The organism is Nonomuraea sediminis (genome assembly GCF_018531495.1).
In the GTDB taxonomy this organism is placed as follows: domain Bacteria; phylum Actinomycetota; class Actinomycetes; order Streptosporangiales; family Streptosporangiaceae; genus Nonomuraea; species Nonomuraea sediminis.
Genome location: NZ_JAHDTI010000016.1, coordinates 184106 through 209082, shown reverse-complemented (window position 1 = coordinate 209082; position 24977 = coordinate 184106). Strand labels below are relative to the sequence as shown.

The following is a 24977-nucleotide window of genomic DNA, read 5'->3' as shown; positions in this document are numbered from 1 at the left end:
TTAGGGGAGTTCGTCCGCCTCGACCTGCTTGATAGCTTCCTCCGCCCAGGCGAGCTGTGTGCGGAGCATGCCGATGGTGAGGCGAAGATTCTCGTCGATGTGGCGCGGCGCGCCGTATGCCTGCTTGCGGCCGATGATGCCTTCGGTGCCCTTGATCGAACCCTTGAGCTGCCCGATGCGCGCCTCGAGTGCGGTGATCAGTTCCTCCTTGGGCAGGTGGTCCATGAACGTGAGGGCCACCTGGAAGGGGTCGATGATCGGTTCGACCTTGTACCAGGCCATCGTGATCAGCAGCTGGAACTCGCGGCGACCAGCCTCGGTGATCTGGTAGACCGTCCTGCCGCCCTTACCGCCCTCGACGACCTCGAGGAGCCCCTCGGCCTCCATCTTGGACAAGCCGTGGTAGATCGAGCCGAAGGCCACGTTGGACCACTGATCGGCGCCCATCCGCTCCAGGCTCCGCCGGACCTGGTAACCGTTCATCGGTCCCTCGAGGAGCTGGCCGAGGATGAGGATTCGCGTCGAAGACATGCTACAAGTTTGTATTCAAATTTGAATATGTGTCAAGATCTACTCATGAGTGATCGACCAACCGCCCTGATCACGGGCGCTTCGCGCGGTATCGGGCGGGCCGTCGCCCAGGCCCTGGCGCCCACGCACCGGATCGTGCTCGGCGGCCGGGACGAGGCCGCGCTTGCCCAGGTCGCCGCCGGGCTGCCGGACGCGACCGTCTGGCCGGTGGAGCTGACCCGCGTCACGGCCGCCGACGTGGCCGGCATCGAGCGGCTGGACGTGCTCGTGCACAGCGCCGGCATCGCGCCGCTGGGCAGGATCGCCGAAACCTCCGCCGAGACCTGGCGCACGGTCATGGACGTCAACGTGGTCGCGGTGGCCGAGCTGACCCGGCTGCTGCTGCCTGCCCTGCGCGCCGCCCGCGGCCACGTGGTCTGCGTCAACTCGGGCGCCGGCCAGCGGGCCAACCCCGGCTGGGGCGCCTACGCGGCGAGCAAGTTCGCCATGCGCGCCTTCGCCGACGCGCTGCGGCAGGAGGAGCCCGAACTCCGCGTGACCACCGTGTATCCCGGCCGCACGGCCACCGACATGCAGCGCAAGGTCAGGGAGCACGAGGGCGGCGCCTTCGAGCCCGAGCGCTACCTGGAGCCGGACACCGTCGCCCGGGCCATCATGGCCGCCGTCTTCGCGGGTCCTGACGCCCATCTCACCGAACTCACCCTGCGTCCGGCGGCCGGACCGGTCACGTGAATGGATCCATTCACTAAAGTGTCAGCATGCTTGACGAACTCGCGCGCATCGGTCGTGATCCCGCCACCAACGGCTACGTCAGGGACGCCTGGTCGGCAGCCGATCTCGAACTGAGGGAATGGTTCCGGGGTGAGGCGGCCCGCCGGGGGCTGGACGTCCATGAGGACCGCAACGGCAACCTGTGGGCCTGGTGGGGCGACCCGTCGCGCCGGGCGGGCGTCGTCACGGGCTCCCACCTGGACTCCGTACGGCAGGGCGGCGCCTTCGACGGGCCCCTCGGGGTCGTGTCGGCGTTCGCCGCGCTGGATGTACTGAAAAATCGGGACTTCGTGCCGGGCAGGCCGCTCGGCATCGCCTGCTTCAGCGACGAGGAGGGAGCCAGGTTCGGCGTGCCGTGCATGGGCTCCCGGCTGCTGACCGGCGTGCTGGACCCGGAGCGGGCCCTGGGCCTGACCGACGACGAGGGCGACACGCTGGCGGACGTGATGGCCGGGGCTGGGCGCAAGCCGCAGGCCATCGGGCGTGACGACGAGACCCTGGCCATGGTCGCGACGTTCGTGGAACTGCACGTGGAGCAGGGCCGCGGGCTGGTGGAGCTCGGCGCGCCCGTGGGGGTCGCCAGCGCGATCTGGCCGCACGGGCGGTGGCGCTTCGACTTCCGCGGCGAGGCCAACCACGCCGGGACGACCCGGCTGGTGGACCGCGACGACCCGATGCTGCCGTTCGCCCGCATGGTGCTGGCCGCCCGCGAGACGGCGACGACGCACGGGGTGGTGGCCACGGTGGGCAAGGTCAGGGTCAGCCCGAACAACGCCAACGCCGTCCCTGGCTCCGTCTCCGCCTGGCTCGACGTCCGCGGGGCGCGCGAGGAGGACGTCAGGGCCGTCGTCGGCGAGCTCGCCCGCGGCGTCGAGGTGAGCGAGGAGTCCTGGACGCCCGTGGTGGACTTCGACGCCGCGCTGCGCGACCGCGTGGCGGCCGTGGCGGGCCACGCGCCCGTGCTGCCCACCGGCGCCGGGCACGACGCGGGGATCCTGGCCTCGGCCGGGGTCCCGAGCGCGATGGTGTTCGTGCGGAACCCGACCGGCGTGTCCCACTCGCCGCAGGAGCACGCCGAGCCCGAGGACTGCGAGGCTGGTGTCGTCGCACTGGCGAACGTGCTGGAGGATCTGTGCCGCTGACGTACTGGTGCGAGCAGGCCTGGCTGCCCGAGGGCCTGAAGGAGTCCGTCCTCGTCGAGGTCGACGGGACCCGCATCGCGAAGATCACCCAGGGCGAGCCCGGCGGCGCGGAGCGCCTGCCGGGACTGACGATCCCCGGCCTGGCCAACGCCCACTCGCACGCCTTCCACCGGGCCCTGCGCGGCGCCACCCAGCAGGGCAGGGGCGACTTCTGGACCTGGCGCGACCAGATGTACCAGGTGGCGGGGGCGCTGGATCCCGACTCCTACCGGGAACTGGCCACCGCCGTCTACGCCGAGATGGCGCTGGCCGGCATCACGTGCGTGGGCGAGTTCCACTACCTGCACCACGGTCCTGGGGGCCGGCCGTACGACGATCCCAACAGCATGGGGCACGCGCTGATCGACGCGGCGCGGGCGGCCGGGCTGCGGATCGCGCTGCTCGACACCTGCTACCTCACAGGCGGGGTCGGGACTGCGCTGGCCGGGGCGCAGGTGCGTTTCGGCGACGGGGACGCCGAGCGGTGGGCCGAGCGGGCCGACGCGCTGGCGGCGGCCTACCACGGGCAGCACGACGTGGAGATCGGCGCGGCCATCCACTCGGTGCGGGCCGTGCCGCCGGACCAGATGCCGCTCGTGGCCGAGTTCTCCCACCACCACGCGGCGCCGCTGCACGCGCACGTCTCCGAGCAGCGCGCGGAGAACGCCGCCTGCGTCGAGCGCTACGCCGCCACCCCCGTCGAGGTGCTGCACGAGCGGGGCGCGCTCGGCCCGCGCTCGACCGCGGTGCACGCCACCCACCTGACCGAGGTGGACATCGAGCTGCTCGGCCAGTCGAGCACCTACATCTGCATGTGCCCCACGACGGAACGCGACCTGGCCGACGGCATCGGCCCCGCCAGGACGCTGCACGACCGCGGCGCGCCCGTCACGCTCGGCTCCGACAGCCACGCCGTGATCGACCTGTTCGAGGAGGCGCGCGCCGTCGAGCTGAACGAGCGCCTGGCCAGCGAGCAGCGGGGCCACTGGCGCGCGGCGGAGCTGCTCGCCGCGGCCACGGTGACGGGCCACGCCTCGCTCGGCTTCCCCGACGCGGGCATGCTGGTGCCCGGCGCCTGGGCGGACCTGGTCTCCGTCACGCTGGACTCGGTCCGTACGGCCGGCACCACGGGACCCGAGGCCGTGGTCTACGCGGCCACCGCGGCCGACGTGCACTCCGTGGTGGCCTCGGGCCGCCGCATCGTGGCCGACGGCCACCACATTTCCGGAAATGTCGGGCGCATGTTGATCGAAGCGATGGGAGCACTGCGATGACCGCAACAGTGATCGACGGGATCGGGCTGCTCTTCACCGGGCACGAGGAGATCCAGGACGCGGCCCTGGTGATCGAGGACGGCCAGGTCGCCTGGACGGGTCCGGCCGGTCAGGCGCCCGAGGCCGACGAACGGCACGACGCCGGGGGCCGGTGCGTGATCCCCGGGTTCGTCGACAGCCACGCGCACCTGGTCTTCGCCGGTGACCGTACGGCCGAGTTCAACGCCCGCATGTCGGGCCAGCGCTACTCCGCCGGCGGCATCCGCACCACCGTGGCCGCCACCCGCCAGGCCGGCGACGCCGAGCTGGCCACGCGCGCGGACGCGCTGGTGCGGGAGATGCTGCGCCAGGGCACGACGACCGTGGAGATCAAGAGCGGCTACGGGCTGACCGTCGAGGACGAGCGCCGGGCGCTGGAGATCGCCACCGGGCTGACCGACGAGACCACCTACCTGGGGGCGCACGTCGTCCCGGCCGACGCGGGCAAGGAGGACTACGTCCGGCTGGTCACCGGGGAGATGCTGGAGGCGTGCGCGCCCTACGCCAAGTGGGTGGACGTCTTCTGCGAGCAGGGCGCCTTCGACGGCGACGAGACCAGGGAGATCCTCACCAAGGGCATGAAGGCCGGGCTCCTGCCGCGCGTGCACGCCAACCAGCTGACCGAGGGGCCGGGGGTGCGGATCGCGGTCGAGCTGGGGGCGGCCTCGGCCGACCACTGCACGCACCTGTCCGACGCCGACGTGGATGCGCTCGCCTCCTCGCAGACCGTGGCCACGCTGCTGCCGGGGGCCGAGTTCTCCACCCGCTCGCCGTACCCGGACGCGCGGCGGCTCATCGACGCGGGGGCCACGGTGGCGATCGCGACCGACTGCAACCCGGGCTCGTCGTTCACCTCCTCGATGGCCTTCTGTGTGGCGCTGGCCGTACGGGAGATGCGCATGACGCCGCTCGAGGCGGTGACGGCCGCGACCGTCGGAGGGGCGCGCGCGCTGCGGCGCACGGACGTAGGCTCACTGGTGCCAGGGGCTCGCGCGGACCTCGTCGTGCTCGATGCTCCCTCGTACGTGCATCTGGCCTACAGGCCCGGCGTACCCCTCGTTCACCAGGTATTTCAGGCCGGTCTCCTCCTTGAGTAGGACATCCAGAATCGTCCCGTGGCCGTAGACCTTTAGGGAATCTTTGCATCTGGCCGGACGTTGGCCGGTTAAGAACGCAGCTGCGGAACGAGGTGCCTGGGGATGGCAAGGCCTACGGGGAGTCGCACGCAGGAGCAGCACGTCGCCGATCGCGATCTGCTGGGGACATATCTGGCCGAGATCGGCCGGGTCCCGCTGCTCACGGCGGAGGAAGAGGTAGAGCTCGCCAAGCGGATCGAGGCGGGGCTCTTCGCCGAGCAGCTGCTCGACAGCGGGGGCTCGGAGCCGCGGATCGGGGACGCGGCGGACGAGGAGCTCGAGCGGCTGGCGGTTTCCGGCCAGCGGGCGAAGGACGAGTTCATCCAGGCCAACCTGCGCCTGGTGGTGGCGGTGGCCAGGAAGTACTCCGGGCGCGGGATGCCGCTGATCGACCTGGTCCAGGAGGGCAACCTGGGCCTGGTGCGGGCGGTGGAGAAGTTCGACTACAAGCGTGGCTACAAGTTCTCCACCTACGCCACCTGGTGGATCCGGCAGTCCGTGGGCCGGGCCATCCACGAGCAGGCCCGCCCGGTGCGCCTGCCCACGCACGCCGGTGAGCAGATGACGCGGCTCATGCGGGTGCGCAGGGACATGCTGGCCGAGTTCGACGTGGAGCCCACCGACGACGACCTGGCCGAGATCCTGGAGCTGCCCATCGAGCGCGTGCGCGAGCTGCGCCGCTGGGCCTCCGACCCGGTCTCGCTGCAGCTCGGCGTGGGCGACGAGGACGAGACCGAGCTGGGCGACATGATCGCCGACGAGACCTGGGCCGACCCCGAGCAGCAGGCCATCGACATCCTGGAGCGCGAGCGCCTCGACACCTGGCTGACCGGGCTCGAGGGCGACACGCGCGACATGCTGCGCTGGCGCTACGGGCTGGTGGACGGCCGCGAGCACACGCTCACCGAGGTCGGGGAGCGGTACGGCATCGGCCGCGACCGTGCCCGCAGGATCGAGCGGGACGCGCTCGCCCGGCTGCGGAAGATGGCCAGCGCCGCCGCCTGACGCTGTCTCTAATCGAGAGTAGGCTCTGGGCATGCTGGAGCTGTCCATCCTGGGCTTCCTCTACGAGGAGCCCATGCATGCCTACGAGCTGCGCAGCCGGATCTCCGGGCTGTCGGGCCACATCCGGCCGGTGAGCGACGGCGCGCTGTATCCCGCCGTCGATCGGCTCCGCAAGGCGGGCTTCGTGGACAAGCAGGAGGAGCCCGGCGGCAAGCGGCAGATGCTCTCGCTGACCGGCGCCGGGCGGGAGGAACTGCTGCGGCGGCTGCGCGAGCCTGCCGAGCTGGAGATCACCGACCGCGACTCCTTCCTCGTCCTGCTGGCCTTCCTCGGCTACCTGCCCGACCCGGCCGACCAGCTGCGCGTCCTGCGCCGCCGCCTGGCCTTCTACGACCAGCCGGCCAGCTACTTCTACGACAGGGGCCGCCCGATGCGGTCGGCGGAGATGACCGACCGCTTCCGCAAGGGCATGCTGACCATCGCCGCCGCCACCAAGCGAGCCGACATGGACTGGCTCCGCACCGAAATCGCCGCCCTGGAAGCGGCTGCCACCGGGTAGCTCTCTTCGACCCCGCCTAATTCGCGCGCAGGAGGCGGTTCAGGAGCTCTTCCGCGGCGGCCTCCGCCGGGGCTGTGTCGTCGGTGCGCGCGGCCAGGAGAGCCAGTTCGTTGATGGCCGCGAGCAGGACGTGTGCCTGCAGGTCGACCTCCTCAGGCGGGAAGGCCTCCGACGCCTCCAGGACCGCCTTGAGCATGCCGAAGGCGTGCCGTTCCTCCATCGCGCGCCAGGCCTCCCAGCCGAGCACCGACGGGGCGTCGATGAGGATGATGCGCCGGATCACCGGATCGCCGGCCAGCCGGATCCAGCTCAGCGCGCCCACTCGCAGCGCCTCGCGGGGATCCTTCAGCCCCGCCGTGGCCCGCGCCAGCTTGACGCCCACGTCTGTCTCGATGGCCTCGAGCACGGCTTCGAACAGCGCGTCCTTGCCCGCGAAGTGGTGGTAGAGCGCGCCCCTGCTCAATCCCGACTCCTGCAGGACCGCCTCGACCGAGGTGCCGTCGTAGCCGTGCTCGGCGAACAACCGCGTGGCGATGGCGAGGAGCTGCTCGCGGGTCGCCGCGCCGCGTTCCGCCTTGAGATTCATGGGACCACTCTAGACAAACCGACAGCCGGTCGGTAATTTCATAGACCGACAGTCGGTATGTAATTTCAACGGGAGGGCTCCATGCACTACGAGGACGTGGGTCAGGGACCGGTGGCGCTGTTCGTCCACGGGGTGGGCACCAGCTCCTACCTGTGGCGCAACGTGATCGCCGAGCTGCGCGACGAGCGCAGATGCGTGGCCGTCGACCTGCCGCTGCACGGCGGCAGCGAGCCGCAGGAGGACCTGTCCATCCCCGCGCTGGCCGAGGCGGTCGAGGAGGTGTGCCAGGAGCTCGGCCTCGACCAGGTCGACCTGGTCGCCAACGACACGGGCGGCGCCGTCGCCCAGATCTTCGCGGTCAGGCACTCCGAGCGGCTGCGCTCGCTCACGCTGACCAACTGCGACGTGCACACCAACACGCCGCCCGAGGCGTTCGAGCCCACCGTCCAGCTGGCCGCCGACGGGCAGCTCGCGGCGCTCACCGAGGCGGTGCTCGACCAGCCGGAGCTGGTCGCCCAGACCGCCTTCGGCGACGGGTACGAGCGCATCGACGACCCGAAGGCGCTGGTGGACAACTTCCTGCGGCCGATCTTCGCCAAGCAGGACGGCGGGCGGGCCTTCGAACGCCTGCTCACCTCGATCGACGCCGAGGACATGGTGGCCATCGAGCCCCAGCTCACGGTCCTGGCCGTGCCCACGCTCGTGGTGTGGGGCACCGGGGACGTCTTCTTCGACAAGAAGTGGGCGTACTGGCTGCGCGACACGATTCCGGGCGTGCGCGAGGTGGTCGAGATCGAGGGCGGCCGGCTGTTCTTCCCCGACGAGCGCGCCGGCGAGCTCGTCCCGCACCTGCGCCGCTTCTGGGCCTCCCTGGACTGATTAGCATCCTCTGGTGAGAATCCAGGCGCTGCGCAGGTATCCGGTCAAGTCCATGCTCGGTGAGGAGATCTCCGAGGCCCAGGTGACGGAGCGGGGGATCCTGGGTGACCGGGCGCGAGCCGTACTCGACCTGGAAACAGGGAAGATCGCCAGCGCGAAGACCCCCAGGCTGTGGCGGGACCTGCTGACGCTCGACGGCGCGAACCCGCCGGGCGACGCCGAGCTGTCGCGGCTGCTGGGACGCGAGGTCAAGCTGGTCGACGCCCCTCCCGAGGGCGCCACGTTCGAGCGATCGGTGCCCGAGGAGGTGCTCGACCGGGGTCTGGAGGCCGAGGTGGCGTTCACGGTCGGGACCCTGGGCGGCCTGGTTCCGGGGACGTTCTTCGACTTCGCGCCGGTTCACCTGGTCACCACCTCGACACTGGCCAGGATCGGCGAGCTCGGCCCGCGGGGGACCGTGGAGGCCCTCCGCTACCGTCCCAACCTCGTGGTCGAGACGGAGGCGGAGGGCTTCGCCGAGAACGCCTGGGTCGGCCGTGAGCTGCGGATCGGGGCCGAGGTGGCCCTGCAGGTCCTGGTGGCGACCCCGCGCTGCGCCGTACCGACGCTCGCGCACGGCGACCTGCCGCGCGACACCGACGCGCTGCGCACGCCCGCCCGCCACAACCGCGTCCAGGTCCTCGACCTGGGCCCGCAGCCCTGCGCCGGGATCTACGCCCGGGTCGTGAACCCCGGAGTGATCAGGGCCGGCGACCCGGTGCGGGTGGTCTGAGGCCTCACTTCAGGTACTTCTCCAGGTCGTCGAGGATTCCGCCGGCCGCGGTCACGCCGATGCCGAGCATCCAGACCTCGTCGTCGACGTTGTGGGCGTTGCCCGACTTGACGCCCGCCAGGTTCTTCCACAGCGGGCCGCCGGTGACCTCGGCCTGGCTCTTGGCCGCGGCGTCGCCGTAGGCGCTGTAGAAGATCGCGTCGCCGTCGGCCTGGGCGATGTTCTCCTGGCTGAGCTTGCCGAAGCGCCGGTCGGCCTGGCCCTCGAGCAGCTGCGGCTGCGGGCGCTGGATGCCGGCGTCTCCCAGGACGATGCCGCTGAAGGACTGCGGGCCGTACATCCTGATCTCGGTGGGCATGAAGCGGACGATGCTCACCTTCAGCTTGGCGAACTTGGCGCCGACCGTCCTGGCCCGCTGCTCGTAGGCGTGCAGCAGGTCCTGCGCCTTGTCGCGGTGGCCGAGGGCGTCGGCGTCCAGAAGGAAGTTCTCCTTCCACGTGACGCCCACCTTCTCCGTGAAGACGGTCGGGGCGATCTTGCTGAGCTTGTCGTAGAAGGCGGCCTGGCGGAACTTCGTGCCGAGGATCAGGTCCGGCTTGAGCGCCATGATGGCCTCGAGGTTGGGCTGCTGCAGCGTGCCCACCGGCTTGGTGGCCGACAGCGCCGAGCCGAGGTAGGCGGGCCACTTCTGGCTCTCGGTCGCCTGCGCCGCGCCGACCGGGCTCATGCCGAGCGAGACCATCGTGTCCAGCTTGTCGGTGTCGAGCACGACCACCCGCTTGGGCTGGGCGGGCACCTTCGTCTCGCCCATCGCGTGCTTGATCGTCCGGGTCGGCCCCTCGGGGGTCGAGCCGCCGGACGAGCCACAGGCGGCGAGGGCGAACACGGGCAGCATGGCGACGATGGCCAGGCGCAATCGCATGACAGATCCTTGCTCGGGGGCAGTTGGGGAAGGTTAGGCAATCCTAAGTCTAACGTCCGGAATGTTTCATGTGAGAAGTCCGAAACGTCCGCGAAACACCGGTGCGGCGAGATTCACGCATGCGAAACACACCCGGTCGAGCCACGAAACGGTGGACGAACACGCTGTGGCCACACGTCACATCGTAAGGAGGGTCGCGTCGTGAAGATCGATAGCGGCACCACGGCCTGGATGCTCGCGGCCACCGCGCTGGTGCTGCTGATGACTCCGGGGCTCGCGTTCTTCTACGGGGGCATGACCAGGGCCAAGAGCGTCCTGAACATGATGATGATGTCCTTCGTGGCCATCATCACGGTGACCATCGCCTGGGTGCTCTACGGACACTCCCTGGCATTCAGCGACAACCCCAGCTCGTTCCTGAACAACATCGTCGGCGGGCTGAAGGACGTAGGACTCCAGAGCCTGGTCGACACGGCGACCAAGGACGACGGCACGGGCATGCCGAGCCTGGTGTTCTCGGCCTTCCAGCTGACCTTCGCCATCATCACCGTCGCGCTGATCTCCGGGGCGATCGCCGACAGGGCGAAGTTCGGCGCGTGGGTGGTCTTCAGCGTCGTCTGGGCGACCATCGTGTACTTCCCCGTCGCCCACTGGGTGTGGGGCACCGGCTGGCTCAACGCCCTGGGCATCGAGGACTTCGCCGGCGGTACGGTCGTCCACATCAACGCCGGCGCCGCGGGCCTGGCCCTCGCGCTGGTGCTCGGCAAGCGCAAGGGCTGGCGCAAGGAGCCGATGCGCCCGCACAACCTGACGCTGGTGCTGCTCGGCGCCGGGCTGCTGTGGTTCGGCTGGTTCGGCTTCAACGCCGGCTCCGAGCTCGCGGTCGACGGTACGGCCGGCCTGGCGTTCATGAACACCCAGGTGGCCACCGCCGTCGCGGCCGGAGCCTGGCTGGTCGTGGAGAAGATGCGTGACGGGCACGCCACCAGCCTCGGCGTCGCCTCCGGCGCGGTCGCCGGCCTGGTCGCCATCACCCCCGCCTGCGGCTTCGTCGACCCCTGGGCCGCGGTCGTCATCGGCCTGATCGCCGGCGTGGTCTGCGCGTACGCCGTGGGCGCCAAGTACCGCCTCGGCTTCGACGACTCCCTCGACGTGGTGGGCGTCCACCTGGTCGGCGGCGTGATCGGCGCCGTGTCCCTCGGCTTCCTGGCCGCGCACCCGTTCCTGCCGCAGCAGCACAAGGGTCTGTTCTACGGCGAGGGCTTCACACAGCTCGGCCTGCAGGTGCTCGGCCCGGTCGCGATCGGTGGCTTCTCGTTCGTGGTCGCCTACGTCGCCGGCAAGATCATCGACAAGACCATGGGCTTCCGGATCTCCGAGGAGGACGAGGTCACCGGCGTCGACATCACCACCCACGCCGAGACCGGCTACGACCTCGGCACCGTGCATGCCTCCGGCGTGGCTTCCCCCAACGGCCCGGCCGTCGTCACTAAGAAGGTGGACGCATGAGGCTCATCACCGCCGTCGTCAAGCCGTTCAAGCTCGATGACGTGAAGGCCGCACTGGAGCAGTTCGGCATCAAGGGCATGACGGTCAGCGAGGCCAGCGGCTACGGCCGGCAGCGCGGCCACACCGAGGTCTACCGCGGCGCCGAGTACCAGGTGGACCTGGTGCCCAAGGTCAGGATCGAGGTGCTCGCCGAGGAGGACGACGCCGAGGACGTGATCGACGTCATCGTCAAGGCCGCCCAGACGGGCAAGATCGGCGACGGCAAGGTCTGGTCGGTCCCGGTGGACACGGTCATCCGCGTCCGCACCGGGGAGCGGGGCCCCGAGGCCCTGTGATCCGGGAGACACGGTGATCCGGGAGACGCTTTGAGGGGCGAGGTTCACTCGTACTCCGCGGCCCGCGCGCAGCGGGCCGCGGACACCGATCGCTGGCTCAAGAATCTCTTCCGTACGGCGAGCGACGGCCAGGGCGCCTCCCTGGTGGCCGTCGGCAGCCTCGGTCGCCGGGAGCTGGCCCCCGGCAGCGACCTGGACCTGGTCCTGCTGCACGAGGGCAGGCAGGACATCGGCCTGATCGCGGACCGCATCTGGTATCCCGTCTGGGACTCGGGCACCGGCCTCGACCACTCCGTCCGCACCGTGGACGAGGCCGTGGACGTGGCCCGCCAGGACCTCAAGGCGGTGCTCGGCCTCATCCAGGCCCGCCACGTGGCCGGCGATCCGGATCTGACCAAGCGGGCCAGGGAGTCGGTGCTGGCCGAGTGGCGCGCGGACTCCCGCCGCCGGCTGAGCGAGCTGCGCGAGGCGGCCGACCTGCGGCTGCACAGCAGCGGCGAGCTGGCCTTCCTGCTCGAACCCGACCTCAAGGACGGCCGCGGCGGTCTGCGCGACGTGCAGGCCATGCAGGCCGTGGCCGCCGCCTGGGTCGCCTCGGCCCCAGGCCCCCGGGTGCGCGAGGCCTACGAGTTCATCCTGGACGCCCGCCACGCGCTGCACATCGTCACCGCCCGCGGCGCCGACCGGCTCGTCCTGCAGGAACAGGAGGCGGTGGCCGGGCTGCTCGGCCTGCTGGACGCCGAGGCGCTGATGCGCAGGCTCGCCGAGGCGGGCAGGACGATCTCGCACGCCTTCGACGGCACCTGGCGCACGGTTGACAGACTCCTGTCAGGACCCGCGCCCCGTGGGCGGCGCCCCCTGGCCGACGGCGTGGTGGAGCACGGCGGCGAGGTCGTGCTCGCCCGCGGCGCCTCCCCGCGCACCGACCCGGTGCTCGTGCTGCGTGCCGCCGCGGCCGCGGCGGGCACGGGATTGCCGCTCGCCCCGGCCACCGTCTCGGTGCTCGCCGCCCAGTCCGCGCCGATGCCGGTGCCCTGGCCGGAGGAGGCCCGCGACGCGCTCGTCGCCATCCTCGGCGCGGGCCGCGCCGCCGTGCCCGTGTGGGAGGAACTCGACCAGGCGGGCATCGTTGTCAAGCTGCTTCCTGACTGGGAGCGCGTGCGCCACAGACCGCAGCGCAACCCCATCCACCGCTTCACCGTCGACCGGCACCTGATCGAGGCCGCGGCCAACGCCGCCGCGCACACCCGCGAGGTCTCCCGGCCCGACCTGCTGCTCATCGCCGCCCTGCTGCACGACATCGGCAAGGGCTGGCCGGGCGACCACTCGGCCACCGGCGAGGTCGTGGTGCGCGACATCGCCACCCGCATCGGCCTGCCGCCGCGCGACGTCGAGGTGCTGGCCACCGCCGTCCGCCACCACCTGCTGCTGCCCGAGACCGCCACCAGGCGCGACCTGGACGACCCCGTCACGATCGAGAAGGTCGCCGGCACCGTCGGCTCGCGCGAGGCGCTCGACCTGCTGGCCGCGCTGGCCGTCGCCGACGGCAACGCCACCGGGCCCGCCGCCTGGAACGCCTGGAAGGCCGGGCTGGTGGCCGACCTCGTGCGCCGCGTGCGCTCGGTGCTGGCGGGCTCGCCGCCGCCCAAGGCACCCAGCCTGTCCGCCGAGCAGGCGGCGCTCGCCCGGCACGGCGGCGGAGCGATCCGCGTCAACGGGGGAGAGGTCACGGTCGTCGCCCCCGACCGCCCGGGGTTGCTCTGGAGCGCCGCGGGCGTGCTGGCCTCGCACCGGCTCGTGGTCCGCTCCGCCTCCTCGGCCGCCGCGGGGGCGACGGCCGTGATCGAGTTCTCCGTCGTCCCGGAGTACGGCACGCCGCCCGACCCCGCCACGCTCGAAGCCGATCTCCGTCTCGTCCTTGCTGGCCGTCTTGACATCGAACAGCGGCTGGCCCGCCGTACCAGGGCCATGAGACCCTCCCGTGTGCCGGTGGCTCCACCCCGTGTGACCTTGGTGGATGACGCCTCGGCGACCGCCACCGTGGTGGAAGTCAGAGCCCATGACAGGCCGGGGCTTCTGTGGCGTATCGGCAGAGCGTTCGGCGACTGCGGGCTTGACGTACGAGCCGCCCGCGTGGAGACTCTCGGCGCGGAGGCGGTGGACGTCTTCTATGTGGTAGATCGCGCCGGACGCCCCCTCAGCGACGACGCGCAGCGGATCCAAGTCCGCGACGTGGTGCTTGCAGCACTGCGGTAACCAACAGCAGACGAACGACGGTCACATTTGTAACGATTGTGTCCGATTTGACCTGGTAAGTCAGTTGCTGCGGATACCTTGTGGACGGTTTTGTGGCCCGTTGGTGAACGGGATGATATTGAGGGGTAGCGAAGCAGTGACGACGGGGACTTCCGACAGCGGCCATGCCGCGAGGCGGGACCGCGGGAAGCGGTCACTGCCCCGCCTGAGCCTGCGTAACTGGCGTGTGAGATGGCGGTTGACCGCCCTGATCCTGGTCCCCACGATCGTCGGCGTCGTGCTCGGCGGCGCGCGCGTGGTGGCCTCCGTCCAGAGCATCGGCGACTACGACAGGGTGGCCTCCGCGGCCCTGCAGGCGGCCGACATCCGCGACCTGGTCCAGGCGATCGGGCTGGAGCGGGACACCGCGGGCTGGATCGGCGCCGCACCGTCGGTGCGCAAGAAGCTCACGCCGCTCTACAACCAGCGCAAGTCCGCCGTGGACGCGCTGGTGAGAACGGTCCAGGGCGACCTGGCGTCGATGGACGAGGCCTACGGCCAGCGCGTGCTCGACGCCGTCAAGCTCGCCCGCTACGACCTCAGCGGCCTCGGCAAGGTCCGCACGCAGGGTCAGAAGGACCCCAGCCGTTACGAGGGCCCGATCGACTCGCTGCTGCGCGTCCATGACGAGCTGAGCCTGCTGAGCGACGACGCCCAGATCGTCGGCCAGTTCCGCGCGCTGAACGCGCTGGCCGGCGCGAAGGAGGAGGTGTCGCGGCAGCGCGTGCAGCTGATCGTGTCCACCTACAACTCCAACGCCGTCGACGCCCACGACGTCGAGAACTTCATCGCCTCCAGCGCCCGCGAGAACTCCGAGATCGCCAGCGTCGGCGCCGAGGCGGGCCCCGAGTTCGGCCGCCTCACTCAGCAGGCGCTGAACAAGGAGGAGTACTACCGGACCGCGCTGACCAAGTCCCGCGCGGTCACGCTGGTCAGCGGCAAGGCGCCGGGCGCGCGGCTGCGCGACGACCTGATCACCGAGCCGCAGCAGTGGTTCAACGACAACACCGCGACCATCGGCATGATGGCCTCGGTCGAGAAGACGCTCAAGGACCGGGTCGCGCTGCGCGGCCAGGAACTGCGCAACTCCGAGACCCGCAACGCCATCATCGGCGGAATCGCCATCCTGGCGCTGCTGCTGCTCGTCCTGTTGCTGACGGTCGCGATCGCGCGCTCGATGGTCACGCCGCTGCGCCGCCTGCGCACCGAGGCGCTCGAGGTCGCCGGTTTCCGCCTGCCCGACGTGGTGCGCAAGCTGCGCGTCTCCGGCGACGCCGCGCCCGACATCCACCCGATCGACGTCGAGGGCAACGACGAGATCGGCGAGGTCGCCAAGGCCTTCGACCAGGTGCACCGCCAGGCCGTACGGCTGGCGGGCGAGGAGGCTGACCTCCGCAGCAACATCAGCTCCATGTTCGTCAACCTGTCGCGGCGTACCCAGACCCTGGTGGAGCGGCAGATCTCGCTGATCGACGGCCTGGAGAAGGGCGAGCAGGACGGTGGCCGGCTGGCCGACCTGTTCAAGCTCGACCACCTGGCCACCCGCATGCGCCGCAACTCCGAGAACCTGCTGGTCCTGGCCGGTCACGAGCCCACCCGCCGGCGGAGCCAGCCGGCCAAGCTGGTCGACGTGGTCCGCGCCGCCCTGTCGGAGGTCGAGGGCTACGAGCGCGTCCAGGTCAAGGTGCACCGGGCCACCTCCGTGCTCGGCAGCGCGGCCAACGACCTGGTCCACCTGGTGGCCGAGCTGGTGGAGAACGCCATCCAGTTCTCGCCGAGCAACACCCAGGTCACGGTCTCGAGCAGCCTCATCGAGGGCGGCGGCGCGCTGGTGTCGGTGAGCGACTTGGGCATCAGCATGACCGAGGAGGAGCTGGCCGAGGCCAACCGGCGCCTGGCCGAGCCGCCCGTCGTGGACGTGTCCGTGTCACGCCGCATGGGCCTGTTCGTGGTCGGCCGCCTGGCGCTGCGCCACGGCATCCGGGTCCAGCTGCGCAAGGGCGACGGCGCCGGCCTCATCGCGATGGTGCTGCTGCCGCCCTCGCTCATCCCCGACGGCACCGAGCAGCCGCTGCCGCAGCGGCCCGCCTTCGGCGGCGGCACGGTCCCGACCTCCGCCCCCGCCCAGTCCAACGGCGCGCGCCGCCCGTTCCCCGGCTACGACTCCTACGGCACAGGGCCCGGTCCCATACGCCAGGGCTCGTTCAACGCGCACACCGACAGCGGCGCGTTCGGGCAGCAGAGCTACCCGTCGCCGCCGCCCGGCTACCACTCGCACCCCTCGTTCCCGAGCGGGTCCTTCCCTCCGTACCCGAGCACGTCCTCCTACCCGAGCACCGAATCTGGTAATGGCGCGTTCCAAACGCCGCCGCCCAATCCGCTGTCCGCCCCTTCGGTCGACGTCTCGCCCATGGAGCAGGAGCAGGAGGAGTACCTGCCGATCTTCGCGGCGGTGGAGTCGGCCTGGTTCCGCAAGCCGCAGGCCGAGCAGGCGACGCCCGCCGTACAGGAGACGCCCCGGGGGGATGAGCCCAGCGCCGCGCAGGCCGTACCCTCTGGGGAGGAAACGTGGCGAACCCCCGCAGACGCTGGGTGGCGTGCGGCGGCTGCCGCGAGCGACCCGAGCCTCGGCGGCATCACCGCGGCCGGACTCCCGAAGCGGACGCCCAAGGCCAACCTGGTCCCAGGTACGGCCGGTCAGGCGCAGCAGCAGGACGAAGGGCAGCGGCCGCCCGCTCCGCCGGTGTCGGCGGACCGGGTGCGCAACAGGATGGCCAGCTTCCAGCAGGGAGTGCGGCGGGCTCGCGCGGAAAGACGCGAACAGGAGGAACGAGAGTGAGCAAGCGGTGACGACGCTTAGCCATGAAGCGCACAGGTTCGACTGGCTGATCACGGACTTCGTGCGGAGCACGCCGGGAGTCGCGCACGCCGTCTGCGTCTCGGCGGACGGGCTCTGCCTGGCCAGCTCGGAGGGCTTCCCGCCGGACCGCGCCGACCAGCTCGCCGCCGTGTCGGCGGGTCTGCTCAGCCTGACCGTGGGCGCCTCGCGCGTCTTCGAGGGTGGCGCCGTGACGCAGACCGTCGTCGAGATGCAGCGCGGTCTGCTGCTCGTGATGGCGATCAGCGACGGCTCCGTGCTGACCGTGCTGGCGGCCCCCGACTGCGACATGGGGCTGGTCGCCTACCAGATGACCCTGCTCGTCGACCGGGCCGGACAGGCACTGACGCCGTCCCTCCGCGCGGAGCTCCAGGCAGCCAGGACGCGGTGAACGCAATGGAACTGATGGGAGAGGGCCGTGTACGGCACTGACGGGACCGGGGACGACGAGCCCCTGTTCCGTCCGTACGCGGTTACCGGTGGCCGCTCCGAGCCTCGCTACCACCTGGCGATGGAGACGCTGATCTCGTCCATGTCGATCCCGGACGACGAGATGGCCCTGCTCACGCCCGAGCAGGAGGCCATCATGCAGCTCTGCCGCACGTTCCGATCCGTCGCCGAGATCTCGGCCCTGCTCCGGGTCCCCCTCGGAGTGGCGCGGGTGCTCGTGGCGGACATGTCCGACGAAGGGCTTGTCCGCCTGCACCAGCCGCGCCTCAGCCAGGGCCAGCCAGACCTCAACATGCTTGAAAGGGTGCTCAGTGGACTACGCAGGCTCTAGCCCCGGCCTGACTTCGACGAAGATCGTCGTCGCGGGCGGCTTCGGTGTCGGCAAGACGACGTTCGTGGGCGCGGTCTCGGAAATCCTGCCGCTGACCACGGAGGCCGTCATGACCGACGCCTCGGCGGGCATCGACGACCTCGGCCTGACCCCGAACAAGCAGACGACCACCGTGGCCATGGACTTCGGCCGTCTCTCGCTCGACCGCGACCTGATCCTGTACCTGTTCGGCACGCCGGGGCAGCACCGGTTCTGGTTCATGTGGGACGACCTGGTGCGCGGCGCGATCGGCGCGGTGGTGCTGCTCGACACGCGCCGCCTGGCCGACAGCTTCCCTGCGATCGACTACTTCGAAGAGGCCAAGCTGCCGTTCGTCATCGGCGTCAACGGCTGGGACGGGCAGTTCCCGCACTCCGACGTGGAGGTCCGCGAGGCACTGGCCCTGTCGCCCCACGTCCCGATCGTCCGCACGGACGCCCGCGACCGCGAGTCGGTCAAGGCCACGCTGATCTCCCTGGTGGAACACGTGGTGCGCCTGCGCGCCACAGTGCCGCAGTAGCGCGGTACCTGATAGGGATGAACCGTGATCCGCGTATGCGTGGCCGGGGCCACCGGCTGGACGGGCGGGGCGGTCGCGGAGGCCGTCGCGGCCGCCGATGATCTGACCCTGACCTCCGCCGTGTCCCGCTCGGCCGCCGGAGGCGGGATCGCGGGCGCGCCCGTGTACGCCTCCGTCAGCCAGGCGCTCGACGGGGTGGACGTGCTGGTCGACTACACCTCGCACGAGGTCGTGAAGGACCACGTGCTGACCGCGATCCTGCGGGGGGTGCACGTGGTGATCGGCTCGTCGGGGCTGTCCGCCGAGGACTTCGACGAGATCCGCGCCCAGGCCGAGGAGGCCTCCGTCGGCGTGATCGCGGCGGGCAACTTCTCCCTCACGGCGGCGATGGCGCAGGCTGCCGCCACGCTCGCGGCCCGGTACCTGCCGAGCTGGGAGATCATCGACTACGCCTCGGCCGGCAAGACCGACGCGCCGAGCGGCACCTCCCGCGAACTGGCCGAGCGCCTGAGCGGGGTGCGTCCGCCCGAGGTCGCGGTTCCGGTGGAGACCACCGCGGGTCACGTAGAGGCGCGCGGCGCCACGATCGGCGCCACGCAGGTCCACTCGGTGCGCCTGCCCGGGTTCAGCGTCTCCACGGAGGTCGTCTTCGGCCTGCCGGACGAGCGCCTGGTCATCCGCCACGACGCCGGCAGCACCGCCGCCCCCTACGTCGCGGGCACCCTCCTGGCGGTACGGCGGGCCCCGCACGTCACCGGCCTGGTCCGCGGCCTCGACACCCTCCTGCTGCAGGGCGATTAGTTCCGCCGCCGCACCAGGACCTCGATGCCGTCCAGGACCCGCTCCAGGCCGAACTCGAAGGCGTGGCCGGCGTTGTAGGCCGCCTAGTGGGTCTCGCCCGCCGCCTGCCCGACGCGGGAGGCGTCGGCGATCGCGCCGAGGAAGGGCGCGTGCGCGTCCCACCACTGCTGGTCCGTCATGCCGGTCTGCGACTCGGCCTGCGGTTCTCGAGATCGCGCGGTCTCGGCGAGGGGCGCCTCCGTCAAAGCCCCAGGGAGCGGATCAGGTCGCGCATTTCGGCGGCGTAGAGGGCCTCGGGATCGTGGGCCAGCGGGCTGAGGTGCCCGTAGATCTCCAGCGCGATCAGCCCGTGCATGCGCCCCCACACCCGCAGCGCCAGCGCCACCGCGGCCGGCGGCAGCCCGGGGAATTCGGCCTGCACCTGCCCCACCAGCGCGGGGTCGAAGTCCGACCAGGCGTAGTCGCCGCCCTGCAGCGCTGACGCGCGAGGCCAGGCGGCGGCCACCAGCCCGGTGAGCCCGGCGCACGCGCGATGCTCCGCCTCGCTTGCCGCCCCGCCGGGCGGCGGCTGGTATCCCGGCACCGGATCGCCGTAGATCAGCCGGAACCCTTCCGGATTGGCCAGCGCCCAGGTGCGCACCGCCTGCCCCCAGGCCAGCACCCGCCCGCCGGGGTCGGATTCGGGCACCCGGTCGCGGGCGGCCTCGGCGTCGTCGACGAGCGCGGTGTAGACGTCCGTGATCAGCGTGGTGATCAGGTCGTCCCTGGTGGCGAAGTAGCTGTAGATGGCGCCCGCGGTCATCCCCATCTCCCGCGCGATGGCGCGCAGCGTGATGGCGTCGGGACCGCCCTCGGCCATGAGCCGCAGCGCGATCTCCTTGATCTCCCTGGTCGTCTCCACGCGGAGCCGGGCCCGCCTGCTCATGGTCTGCTCGCTCACCCTTGACAGTCTACAGCGTTCCGCTACTGTACGCCGTGTGAAGATTGAACACCGTGTAGGAAAGTTGGCGCTGCTGGCGTTCACCCAGCTGATCGTGGCCTTGGACTACAACATCGTTTACGTCGCGCTGCCCGACATCGGCACCGAGCTGGGCTTCGGGGTTCGCTCGGTGCAGTGGGTGGTCAGCGCCTACGCCGTCGGGCTCGGCGGTCTCCTGCTGCTCGGCGGGCGGGCCGTGGACCGGCTCGGCGCGCGGCGCATGTTCATGCTCGGACTGACCCTGTACGGCGTGGCGTCGCTGGCGGGCGGGCTCGCCACGAGCCCGGGATTGCTGGTAGCGGCGCGGGCCGTGCAGGGCGTCGGCGGGGCGCTGATCTCACCCGCGACGCTTGCCTTGATCTTCGGTGCGTTCGCGGAGGGCCCCGAGCGCAACCGGGCGATGGGTGCCTGGGGCATGGCGGGCAGCGCGGGCCTCGCGGCGGGATCGCTGCTGGGCGGTGTGCTGACCCACTACGTCGGCTGGCAGGGCGTCTTCTACGTCAACGTGCCGCTCGCCCTGGGCGCCGCGCTGACGGCGACGCGGCTGCTGCCCCCCGATCCGCCGCCCGTGACGGGCGTGCGCGGGTTCGACCTGCCCGGAGCGCTGCTGGCCACGGCCGGTTCCGTGCTGGTGGTGCTCGGGCTGGCCGGCGGCCCCGACGCGGGCTGGTGGTCGGTGCACGGCGCGGGCTCGCTGGCCGCGGGCGCGATGCTGCTGGCCGTCCTGCTGGTCGTCGAGGGGCGTACCCGTGATCCGCTGGTGCCCGCGCGGCTGATCCGGGCACGGGGACTGGGCACGACGATGGCGGTGATCGCCGTGTTCCAGGGCACCCTGGGCGCCGGGTACTACGTGCTGACCACCTACCTGCAGCCCGTGCTCGGCTACAGCGGGCTCCAGGCGGGGCTGGCGTTCCTGCCGCTCACGCTGGTGTGCATGGTCGCCGCGCTGAAGGCGGCGCCGGCGATGCTCGGCCGGTGGGGGCTGCGCGCCACGCTCAGCCTGGGCATGGCGGGGGCCGGCGTCGGGATGGGCGCGCTGGTGGCGGGGATGTCGATCGGCGGATCGTTCCCTGCCCTGCTGCCGGGCAGCGTGATCTGGGGCTTCTTCGGCGGGGTCGCGTTCGTGGCCGTGTACGCCTCCGCCGGGTCGGGGGCGCCCGCCGGGCAGCAGGGGGTGGCATCGGGGCTGGCGACCACGTCGGCGCAGATCGGCGGGGCCATGGGGCTGGCCGTACTGGTCGCAGTCGCCACGGCGGGACTGGGGCGGCAGCCGCACGCCGTACAGGTGCTGGAGGGATTGCGTGTGAGCGGATGGGTCGCCGCGGCGGCCACCGTCGCGGGCGGGCTGATCGCGCTCGCCTTCAAGCCACAACCGCAGATTGAAACCATCAAAGAAAGGGTCGACGCATGAAGCTCGTCGAGCAGTACCTGGAGATCTGGAACGAGCGTGACGCCGCGCGCAGGGAGGCGGCCATTGAGGAGGTGATGACGGAGGACTCGGTGTACTCCGACCCGGACTACGCCGGGATCGAGGGGCACGCCGCGCTGTCGGAGGCCATCGGGAAGGCGCACGAGAAGTTCGGCGACCTGCGCTTCCGGCTCGGCGAGGTGATCGGCGCCCACCACGACACGGCGCTGTTCACCTGGCACCTGGGGGACGTGGCCACCGGCTACGACATGGTCGAGTTCGCCGGTGACCGCATCCGCAGGGTGGTGGGCTACTTCTAGCGGTCCAGGCGCCGCCACAGGCGCACCGACAGCGCGAAGAAGACCACCGTCAGAGCGACCGGCCAGACGACCGCCATGAGTACGGCGTGCTGCGCCACCCACGAATCGCCGCCCCAGCCAGGATTGCCGAACAGCTGCCTGGCGGCGGCGACCGTGGACGACAGCGGGTTCCACTCCGCGACGGCGCCCAGCCAGCCCGGCATGGTGGCCGGGGCGACGAAGGCGTTGGACAGGAACCCGACGGGGAACTCCAGCATCTGCACACCGGTCACCGCACCCGGATCCCGGGCGAGCAGCCCGAAGTAGATCCCCGCCCACAGCAGAGCGAAGCGGAGCAGCAGCAGGATCCCGGCACCGGCGAGCAGCCCCGGGATGCTCGCCGGGCGCCAGCCCACGGCCAGGCCGCACGCCAGCATCCCGGCCAGGATCAGCACCGAGTTGAGCAGGTCGGCGATGCTGCGCCCGATCAGCACGCCTGACTGCGCCATCGGGATCGAGCGGAAGCGGTCGGTCACGCCCCGCGCGAGGTCCGTGGCCACGGCGACCATCGTGGCGCCCAGGCCGAACAGCATGGTCATGCCGTACATGCCGGGCATCAGGAAGGCGAAGTAGTCGGCCCCGTCCGGCACGGCCACCGCCCCGCCGAACAGGTAGCCGAACGCCAGCGTGATCACGACGGGGAACACGACGCCGAACACCACCGTCATCGGCTGGGCGCGCCAGTGCAGGAGATCCCGCCTGGCCACCGTCCAGCCGTCGAGCACCGCGGTCATGCCGAGCCCCTTTCGGTGAGGGAGAGGAACACTTCGTCCAGGGTGGGCCCGCGCAGGGCCACGTCGTCGACCTCGATCCCGGCCTTGGCCAGCGCGGCCAGGGCGTCGCCGAGTTCTCGGACCCGGTCGGTGACGGGGACGCTGACGTGCCGCGTGTCCTGGTCGACTGTTGCCCGCCCGATGATCCCCGCCGCCTCCTCAAGCCGGTCAGGGTCGCGGACGACCAGGTCGAGGCGGTCGCCGCCGAGGTCGGCCTTGAGCGCTGCCGGGGTGCCCTCGGCCACCACCTTCCCGCCGTCGATGACCGCGACGCGGTCGGCGAGCTGGTCGGCCTCCTCCAGGTACTGCGTGGTCAGCAGCACCGTGGTGCCGCCCGCGACCAGGCCGCGCACCGCCTTCCACACCTCGCTCCTGCTGCGCGGGTCGAGGCCGGTGGTCGGCTCGTCGAGGAAGAGCACGGGCGGGGCCAGGATCATCCCGGCCGCCAGGTCGAGCCTGCGCCGCATGCCGCCCGAGTACTCCTTGACCGGGCCCGGGTGCTCCAGGCCGAACTGGTCGAGCAGCTCGGCCGCCCTGGTCGCGGCCTGCCTGGCCCCCAGGTGGTAGAGGCGGCCGAACAGCTCCAGGTTCTGCCACCCGGTCAGCACCTCGTCGACCGCCGCGTGCTGGCCCACGAGGCCGATGGCCTGCCGTACCTTCTTCGGGTCCTTCGCGACGTCGAAGCCGGCCACCCGCGCGTGGCCGCCGTCGGGGCGCAGGAGCGTGGTCAGGATGCGGACGGTGGTCGTCTTACCCGCGCCGTTGGGACCCAGCAGGCCGAAGACGGTGCCCGCGGCCACCTCCAGGTCCACGCCGTCGAGCGCCGTCTTCTTGCCGTACGTCTTTCGCAGAGCTTGCGCGCTCACAGCTGCCATACGGCGTACCGTACAGCATACGGTTCAAGATGCCAACCGTACGGTGTACCGTACGAAGGGTGACGATCGAGTACAGCGGCAAGGGAGACCCGGCGCGCAGCCTGGCCCTGCTCTGGCGCACCAGCGAGCGGACGAGCCGCAAGGGCAAGCCCGACCTCAGCGTGGACCGGATCGTGCGGGCCGCCATCGAGGTGGCCGACACCGAAGGGCTGCAGGCGCTGTCGATGCGCCGCGTCGCCGAGGGGCTGGGCGTCGGCACGATGTCGCTGTACACCTACGTGCCGGGCAAGCCCGAGCTCCTGGACGTCATGCTCGACACCGTCTATGCCGAGACCGCCAGGCCCGACGACGTGCCGGGCGGGTGGCGCGACCGGCTGGAGCAGATCGCCAGGGAGAACTGGAAGCTGTACCTGCGCCACCCGTGGCTGCTGCAGGTGGCCACCAGCCGCCCGGTGCTGGGGCCCAACGTGACGGCCAAGTACGAGTACGAGCTGAGCGCCATCGACGGGATCGGGCTGACGGACCTGGAGATGGACGCCGTGCTCACCCTGGTCACCGGGTTCGTGCACGGCGCGGCCCGCGGCGCCGTCGAGGCGGCGCAGGCCGAGTCGCAGACCGGCATGACGGACCAGCAGTGGTGGGACGCGCACGCGCCCTTCCTCGGCGCGATCGCCGACGCCTCACGCTTCCCCGTGGCCTCCCGCGTCGGGCAGGCGGCGGGCGAGACCCACCAGGCGGCCTACAACGCCGGCCACGCCTTCGAGTTCGGCCTGGAGCGGGTCCTGGACGGCATCGAGGTCCTGGTCGAGCGCCGCCGCTAGGTCAGCGCGGGATCCAGTCCTTCCAGACGATCTTGTTCTCCTCGACCCACTTCTTGGCGGCCTCTTCCGGCTTCATCTTGCCGTTGACGATGTCGCTGGCCACCGCGTTCTGGTTGTCGTTGGTCCAGGTGAAGTTGCGGATCAGGTCGTAGGCCTTGCCGCCGGTCTGGGCGAACTTCGTGCTGACGATCTTGTCGAGCAGGTAGGGCGGGTAGTCGCAGGACACCTTCGCCGGGTCGTTGTCGCACCCGATGGCGTAGGAGGGCAGGTTCACCTTGACGAGGTTGACCTTGGTGAACAGCCACTGCGGCTCGTAGAAATACATCAGCAGCGGCTTGTTGTTCTTCGTCGCCTCCTCGGCCGCCTTGATCAGAGCGTCCTCGCTGCCGGAGTAGACGACCTTGAAATTCAGGCCGAGGTTACTGATGATCTTTTCGTCGTTGGTGACGAAGCTCGGGTCACCGTCGAGCATCTGGCCGAAATTTCCGGACTTGGCGGTCTTGAAGAGATGCGCGTACTTGTTCAGGTTTCGCCAGTCCGTGATATCCGGATATTTCTTGACCATCCACTCAGGGACATACCATCCGATCACGCCTTTGTTCCCGGTGAGACCGGCGGAGAGCGCGACCTTCTTCTGCTCGATGTACTCCTTCTTGAGATCTTCGTGGCCCCAGTTCTCGACGATGACGTCCACCTTGCCGTTGGCGAAACCCGGCCAGGAATCGGCCTCGGCCACGCCCTTGCGGGTCTGGACCTTGTAGCCCAGCTCGTGCTCGAGCAGGTAGGCGATCACCGCCTCCTGGGCCTCGTAACCCACCCAGCCGTGGACGTCGATGTTGACCGTGCCCTTGGATCCGGCGGCGGGCTTGGGCTCCGCGCCGGAGCAGCCGGCCACCACCAGGGCCAGCACCATGGGGACCGCGAGAGATCTAACGCGCATCATCATCTT

The 24977-nt window shown here is 70.9% G+C and carries 27 protein-coding genes; 19 read left to right on the top strand and 8 right to left on the bottom strand.

Features of this window, described 5'->3' with window-relative positions:
- Nucleotides 1-531, bottom strand: coding sequence for a PadR family transcriptional regulator (locus tag KIK09_RS48020; RefSeq protein ID WP_214326257.1), 531 nt, complete (start codon nt 529-531; stop codon nt 1-3).
- A 45-nt stretch (nt 532-576) separates the two neighbouring features.
- Here KIK09_RS48020 and KIK09_RS48015 point away from each other — a divergent pair, with 45 nt between their 5' ends.
- The 6 genes from KIK09_RS48015 (at nt 577) to KIK09_RS47990 (ending at nt 6496) form a co-directional block, all read left to right on the top strand.
- A complete protein-coding gene (locus tag KIK09_RS48015; RefSeq protein WP_214326256.1) occupies nt 577-1263 on the top strand; it encodes an SDR family oxidoreductase in 687 nt (228 codons plus the stop codon).
- A 26-nt stretch (nt 1264-1289) separates the two neighbouring features.
- Nucleotides 1290-2444 (top strand): allantoate amidohydrolase, encoded by a 1155-nt coding sequence (locus KIK09_RS48010; protein WP_214326255.1) that lies wholly within the window; start codon nt 1290-1292, stop codon nt 2442-2444.
- Nucleotides 2435-3757 carry a formimidoylglutamate deiminase gene (locus KIK09_RS48005; RefSeq protein WP_214326254.1) on the top strand — a complete coding sequence of 441 codons (1323 nt, stop codon included), beginning with the start codon at nt 2435-2437 and terminating at the stop codon, nt 3755-3757. The genes KIK09_RS48010 and KIK09_RS48005 overlap by 10 nt, the downstream gene beginning before the upstream one ends.
- On the top strand, nt 3754-4893 hold the full coding sequence (gene hutI, locus KIK09_RS48000; protein ID WP_214326253.1) for an imidazolonepropionase: 1140 nt from the start codon (nt 3754-3756) through the stop codon (nt 4891-4893). Before KIK09_RS48005 ends, hutI begins: the two co-directional genes overlap by 4 nt.
- 102 nt (nt 4894-4995) lie before the next feature.
- The gene (locus KIK09_RS47995; RefSeq protein ID WP_214326252.1) at nt 4996-5937 is read left to right on the top strand and encodes a sigma-70 family RNA polymerase sigma factor; all 942 of its coding nucleotides are present in this window, start codon (nt 4996-4998) and stop codon (nt 5935-5937) included.
- Between the two features lie 31 nt (nt 5938-5968).
- Nucleotides 5969-6496 (top strand): PadR family transcriptional regulator, encoded by a 528-nt coding sequence (locus KIK09_RS47990; RefSeq protein WP_214326251.1) that lies wholly within the window; start codon nt 5969-5971, stop codon nt 6494-6496.
- Nucleotides 6497-6512: 16 nt separating this feature from the next.
- Here KIK09_RS47990 and KIK09_RS47985 read toward each other — a convergent pair whose 3' ends face one another.
- A complete protein-coding gene (locus KIK09_RS47985; protein ID WP_214326250.1) occupies nt 6513-7082 on the bottom strand; it encodes a TetR/AcrR family transcriptional regulator in 570 nt (189 codons plus the stop codon).
- An 81-nt stretch (nt 7083-7163) separates the two neighbouring features.
- Here KIK09_RS47985 and KIK09_RS47980 point away from each other — a divergent pair, with 81 nt between their 5' ends.
- Together KIK09_RS47980 and KIK09_RS47975 are read left to right on the top strand one after the other, a co-directional pair.
- Nucleotides 7164-7961, top strand: a complete 798-nt coding sequence (locus KIK09_RS47980; protein WP_214326249.1) for an alpha/beta fold hydrolase — start codon at nt 7164-7166, stop codon at nt 7959-7961.
- A gap of 13 nt (nt 7962-7974) precedes the next feature.
- Complete coding sequence (locus tag KIK09_RS47975) at nt 7975-8733, top strand: MOSC domain-containing protein (RefSeq protein WP_308164739.1); 759 nt, start codon at nt 7975-7977, stop codon at nt 8731-8733.
- Nucleotides 8734-8737: 4 nt separating this feature from the next.
- On the opposite strand, the gene KIK09_RS47970 is transcribed toward KIK09_RS47975, so the two are convergent.
- Nucleotides 8738-9655, bottom strand: coding sequence for an ABC transporter substrate-binding protein (locus KIK09_RS47970; RefSeq protein WP_214326248.1), 918 nt, complete (start codon nt 9653-9655; stop codon nt 8738-8740).
- A 201-nt stretch (nt 9656-9856) separates the two neighbouring features.
- Here KIK09_RS47970 and KIK09_RS47965 point away from each other — a divergent pair, with 201 nt between their 5' ends.
- The 8 genes from KIK09_RS47965 (at nt 9857) to dapB (ending at nt 18813) form a co-directional block, all read left to right on the top strand.
- Nucleotides 9857-11164, top strand: a complete 1308-nt coding sequence (locus KIK09_RS47965) for an ammonium transporter (RefSeq protein WP_214326247.1) — start codon at nt 9857-9859, stop codon at nt 11162-11164.
- Nucleotides 11161-11499 (top strand): P-II family nitrogen regulator, encoded by a 339-nt coding sequence (locus KIK09_RS47960; protein ID WP_214326246.1) that lies wholly within the window; start codon nt 11161-11163, stop codon nt 11497-11499. The genes KIK09_RS47965 and KIK09_RS47960 overlap by 4 nt, the downstream gene beginning before the upstream one ends.
- 30 nt (nt 11500-11529) lie before the next feature.
- Nucleotides 11530-13755, top strand: a complete 2226-nt coding sequence (locus tag KIK09_RS47955; RefSeq protein ID WP_214326245.1) for a [protein-PII] uridylyltransferase — start codon at nt 11530-11532, stop codon at nt 13753-13755.
- Between the two features lie 238 nt (nt 13756-13993).
- On the top strand, nt 13994-16633 hold the full coding sequence (locus tag KIK09_RS47950; RefSeq protein WP_214326244.1) for a sensor histidine kinase: 2640 nt from the start codon (nt 13994-13996) through the stop codon (nt 16631-16633).
- Between the two features lie 7 nt (nt 16634-16640).
- Entirely contained in the window at nt 16641-17063 is a 423-nt protein-coding gene (locus KIK09_RS47945) for a roadblock/LC7 domain-containing protein (protein ID WP_214326243.1), read from the top strand.
- Between the two features lie 27 nt (nt 17064-17090).
- A complete protein-coding gene (locus KIK09_RS47940; protein WP_175595572.1) occupies nt 17091-17453 on the top strand; it encodes a DUF742 domain-containing protein in 363 nt (120 codons plus the stop codon).
- Nucleotides 17454-17460: 7 nt separating this feature from the next.
- Nucleotides 17461-18012 carry a GTP-binding protein gene (locus KIK09_RS47935; protein WP_214326299.1) on the top strand — a complete coding sequence of 184 codons (552 nt, stop codon included), beginning with the start codon at nt 17461-17463 and terminating at the stop codon, nt 18010-18012.
- A gap of 24 nt (nt 18013-18036) precedes the next feature.
- Nucleotides 18037-18813: a 4-hydroxy-tetrahydrodipicolinate reductase gene (gene dapB, locus KIK09_RS47930; protein ID WP_214326242.1), complete on the top strand. Its 777-nt coding sequence runs from the start codon at nt 18037-18039 to the stop codon at nt 18811-18813.
- Nucleotides 18814-18896: 83 nt separating this feature from the next.
- On the opposite strand, the gene KIK09_RS47925 is transcribed toward dapB, so the two are convergent.
- Together KIK09_RS47925 and KIK09_RS47920 are read right to left on the bottom strand one after the other, a co-directional pair.
- The gene (locus KIK09_RS47925) at nt 18897-19058 is read right to left on the bottom strand and encodes a hypothetical protein (RefSeq protein WP_214326241.1); all 162 of its coding nucleotides are present in this window, start codon (nt 19056-19058) and stop codon (nt 18897-18899) included.
- Nucleotides 19055-19753, bottom strand: a complete 699-nt coding sequence (locus KIK09_RS47920; RefSeq protein WP_308164738.1) for a TetR/AcrR family transcriptional regulator — start codon at nt 19751-19753, stop codon at nt 19055-19057. The genes KIK09_RS47925 and KIK09_RS47920 overlap by 4 nt, the downstream gene beginning before the upstream one ends.
- A gap of 37 nt (nt 19754-19790) precedes the next feature.
- On the opposite strand from KIK09_RS47920, the gene KIK09_RS47915 reads away from it, so the two are divergent.
- Together KIK09_RS47915 and KIK09_RS47910 are read left to right on the top strand one after the other, a co-directional pair.
- Nucleotides 19791-21203 carry an MFS transporter gene (locus KIK09_RS47915; RefSeq protein WP_308164737.1) on the top strand — a complete coding sequence of 471 codons (1413 nt, stop codon included), beginning with the start codon at nt 19791-19793 and terminating at the stop codon, nt 21201-21203.
- Nucleotides 21200-21520: a nuclear transport factor 2 family protein gene (locus KIK09_RS47910; protein ID WP_214326240.1), complete on the top strand. Its 321-nt coding sequence runs from the start codon at nt 21200-21202 to the stop codon at nt 21518-21520. Before KIK09_RS47915 ends, KIK09_RS47910 begins: the two co-directional genes overlap by 4 nt.
- Here KIK09_RS47910 and KIK09_RS47905 read toward each other — a convergent pair.
- On the bottom strand, nt 21517-22293 hold the full coding sequence (locus KIK09_RS47905) for an ABC transporter permease (protein ID WP_214326239.1): 777 nt from the start codon (nt 22291-22293) through the stop codon (nt 21517-21519). The genes KIK09_RS47910 and KIK09_RS47905 overlap by 4 nt on opposite strands.
- Nucleotides 22290-23207 (bottom strand): ATP-binding cassette domain-containing protein, encoded by a 918-nt coding sequence (locus KIK09_RS47900; RefSeq protein ID WP_214326238.1) that lies wholly within the window; start codon nt 23205-23207, stop codon nt 22290-22292. The genes KIK09_RS47905 and KIK09_RS47900 overlap by 4 nt, the downstream gene beginning before the upstream one ends.
- A gap of 59 nt (nt 23208-23266) precedes the next feature.
- Here KIK09_RS47900 and KIK09_RS47895 point away from each other — a divergent pair, with 59 nt between their 5' ends.
- A complete protein-coding gene (locus tag KIK09_RS47895; RefSeq protein WP_214326237.1) occupies nt 23267-24028 on the top strand; it encodes a TetR/AcrR family transcriptional regulator in 762 nt (253 codons plus the stop codon).
- 1 nt (nt 24029) lies between these two features.
- Here the strand turns inward: KIK09_RS47895 and KIK09_RS47890 are convergent, their stop codons facing one another.
- Nucleotides 24030-24968, bottom strand: a complete 939-nt coding sequence (locus KIK09_RS47890; RefSeq protein ID WP_214326236.1) for an ABC transporter substrate-binding protein — start codon at nt 24966-24968, stop codon at nt 24030-24032.
- Between the last annotated feature and the right edge of the window lie 9 nt (nt 24969-24977).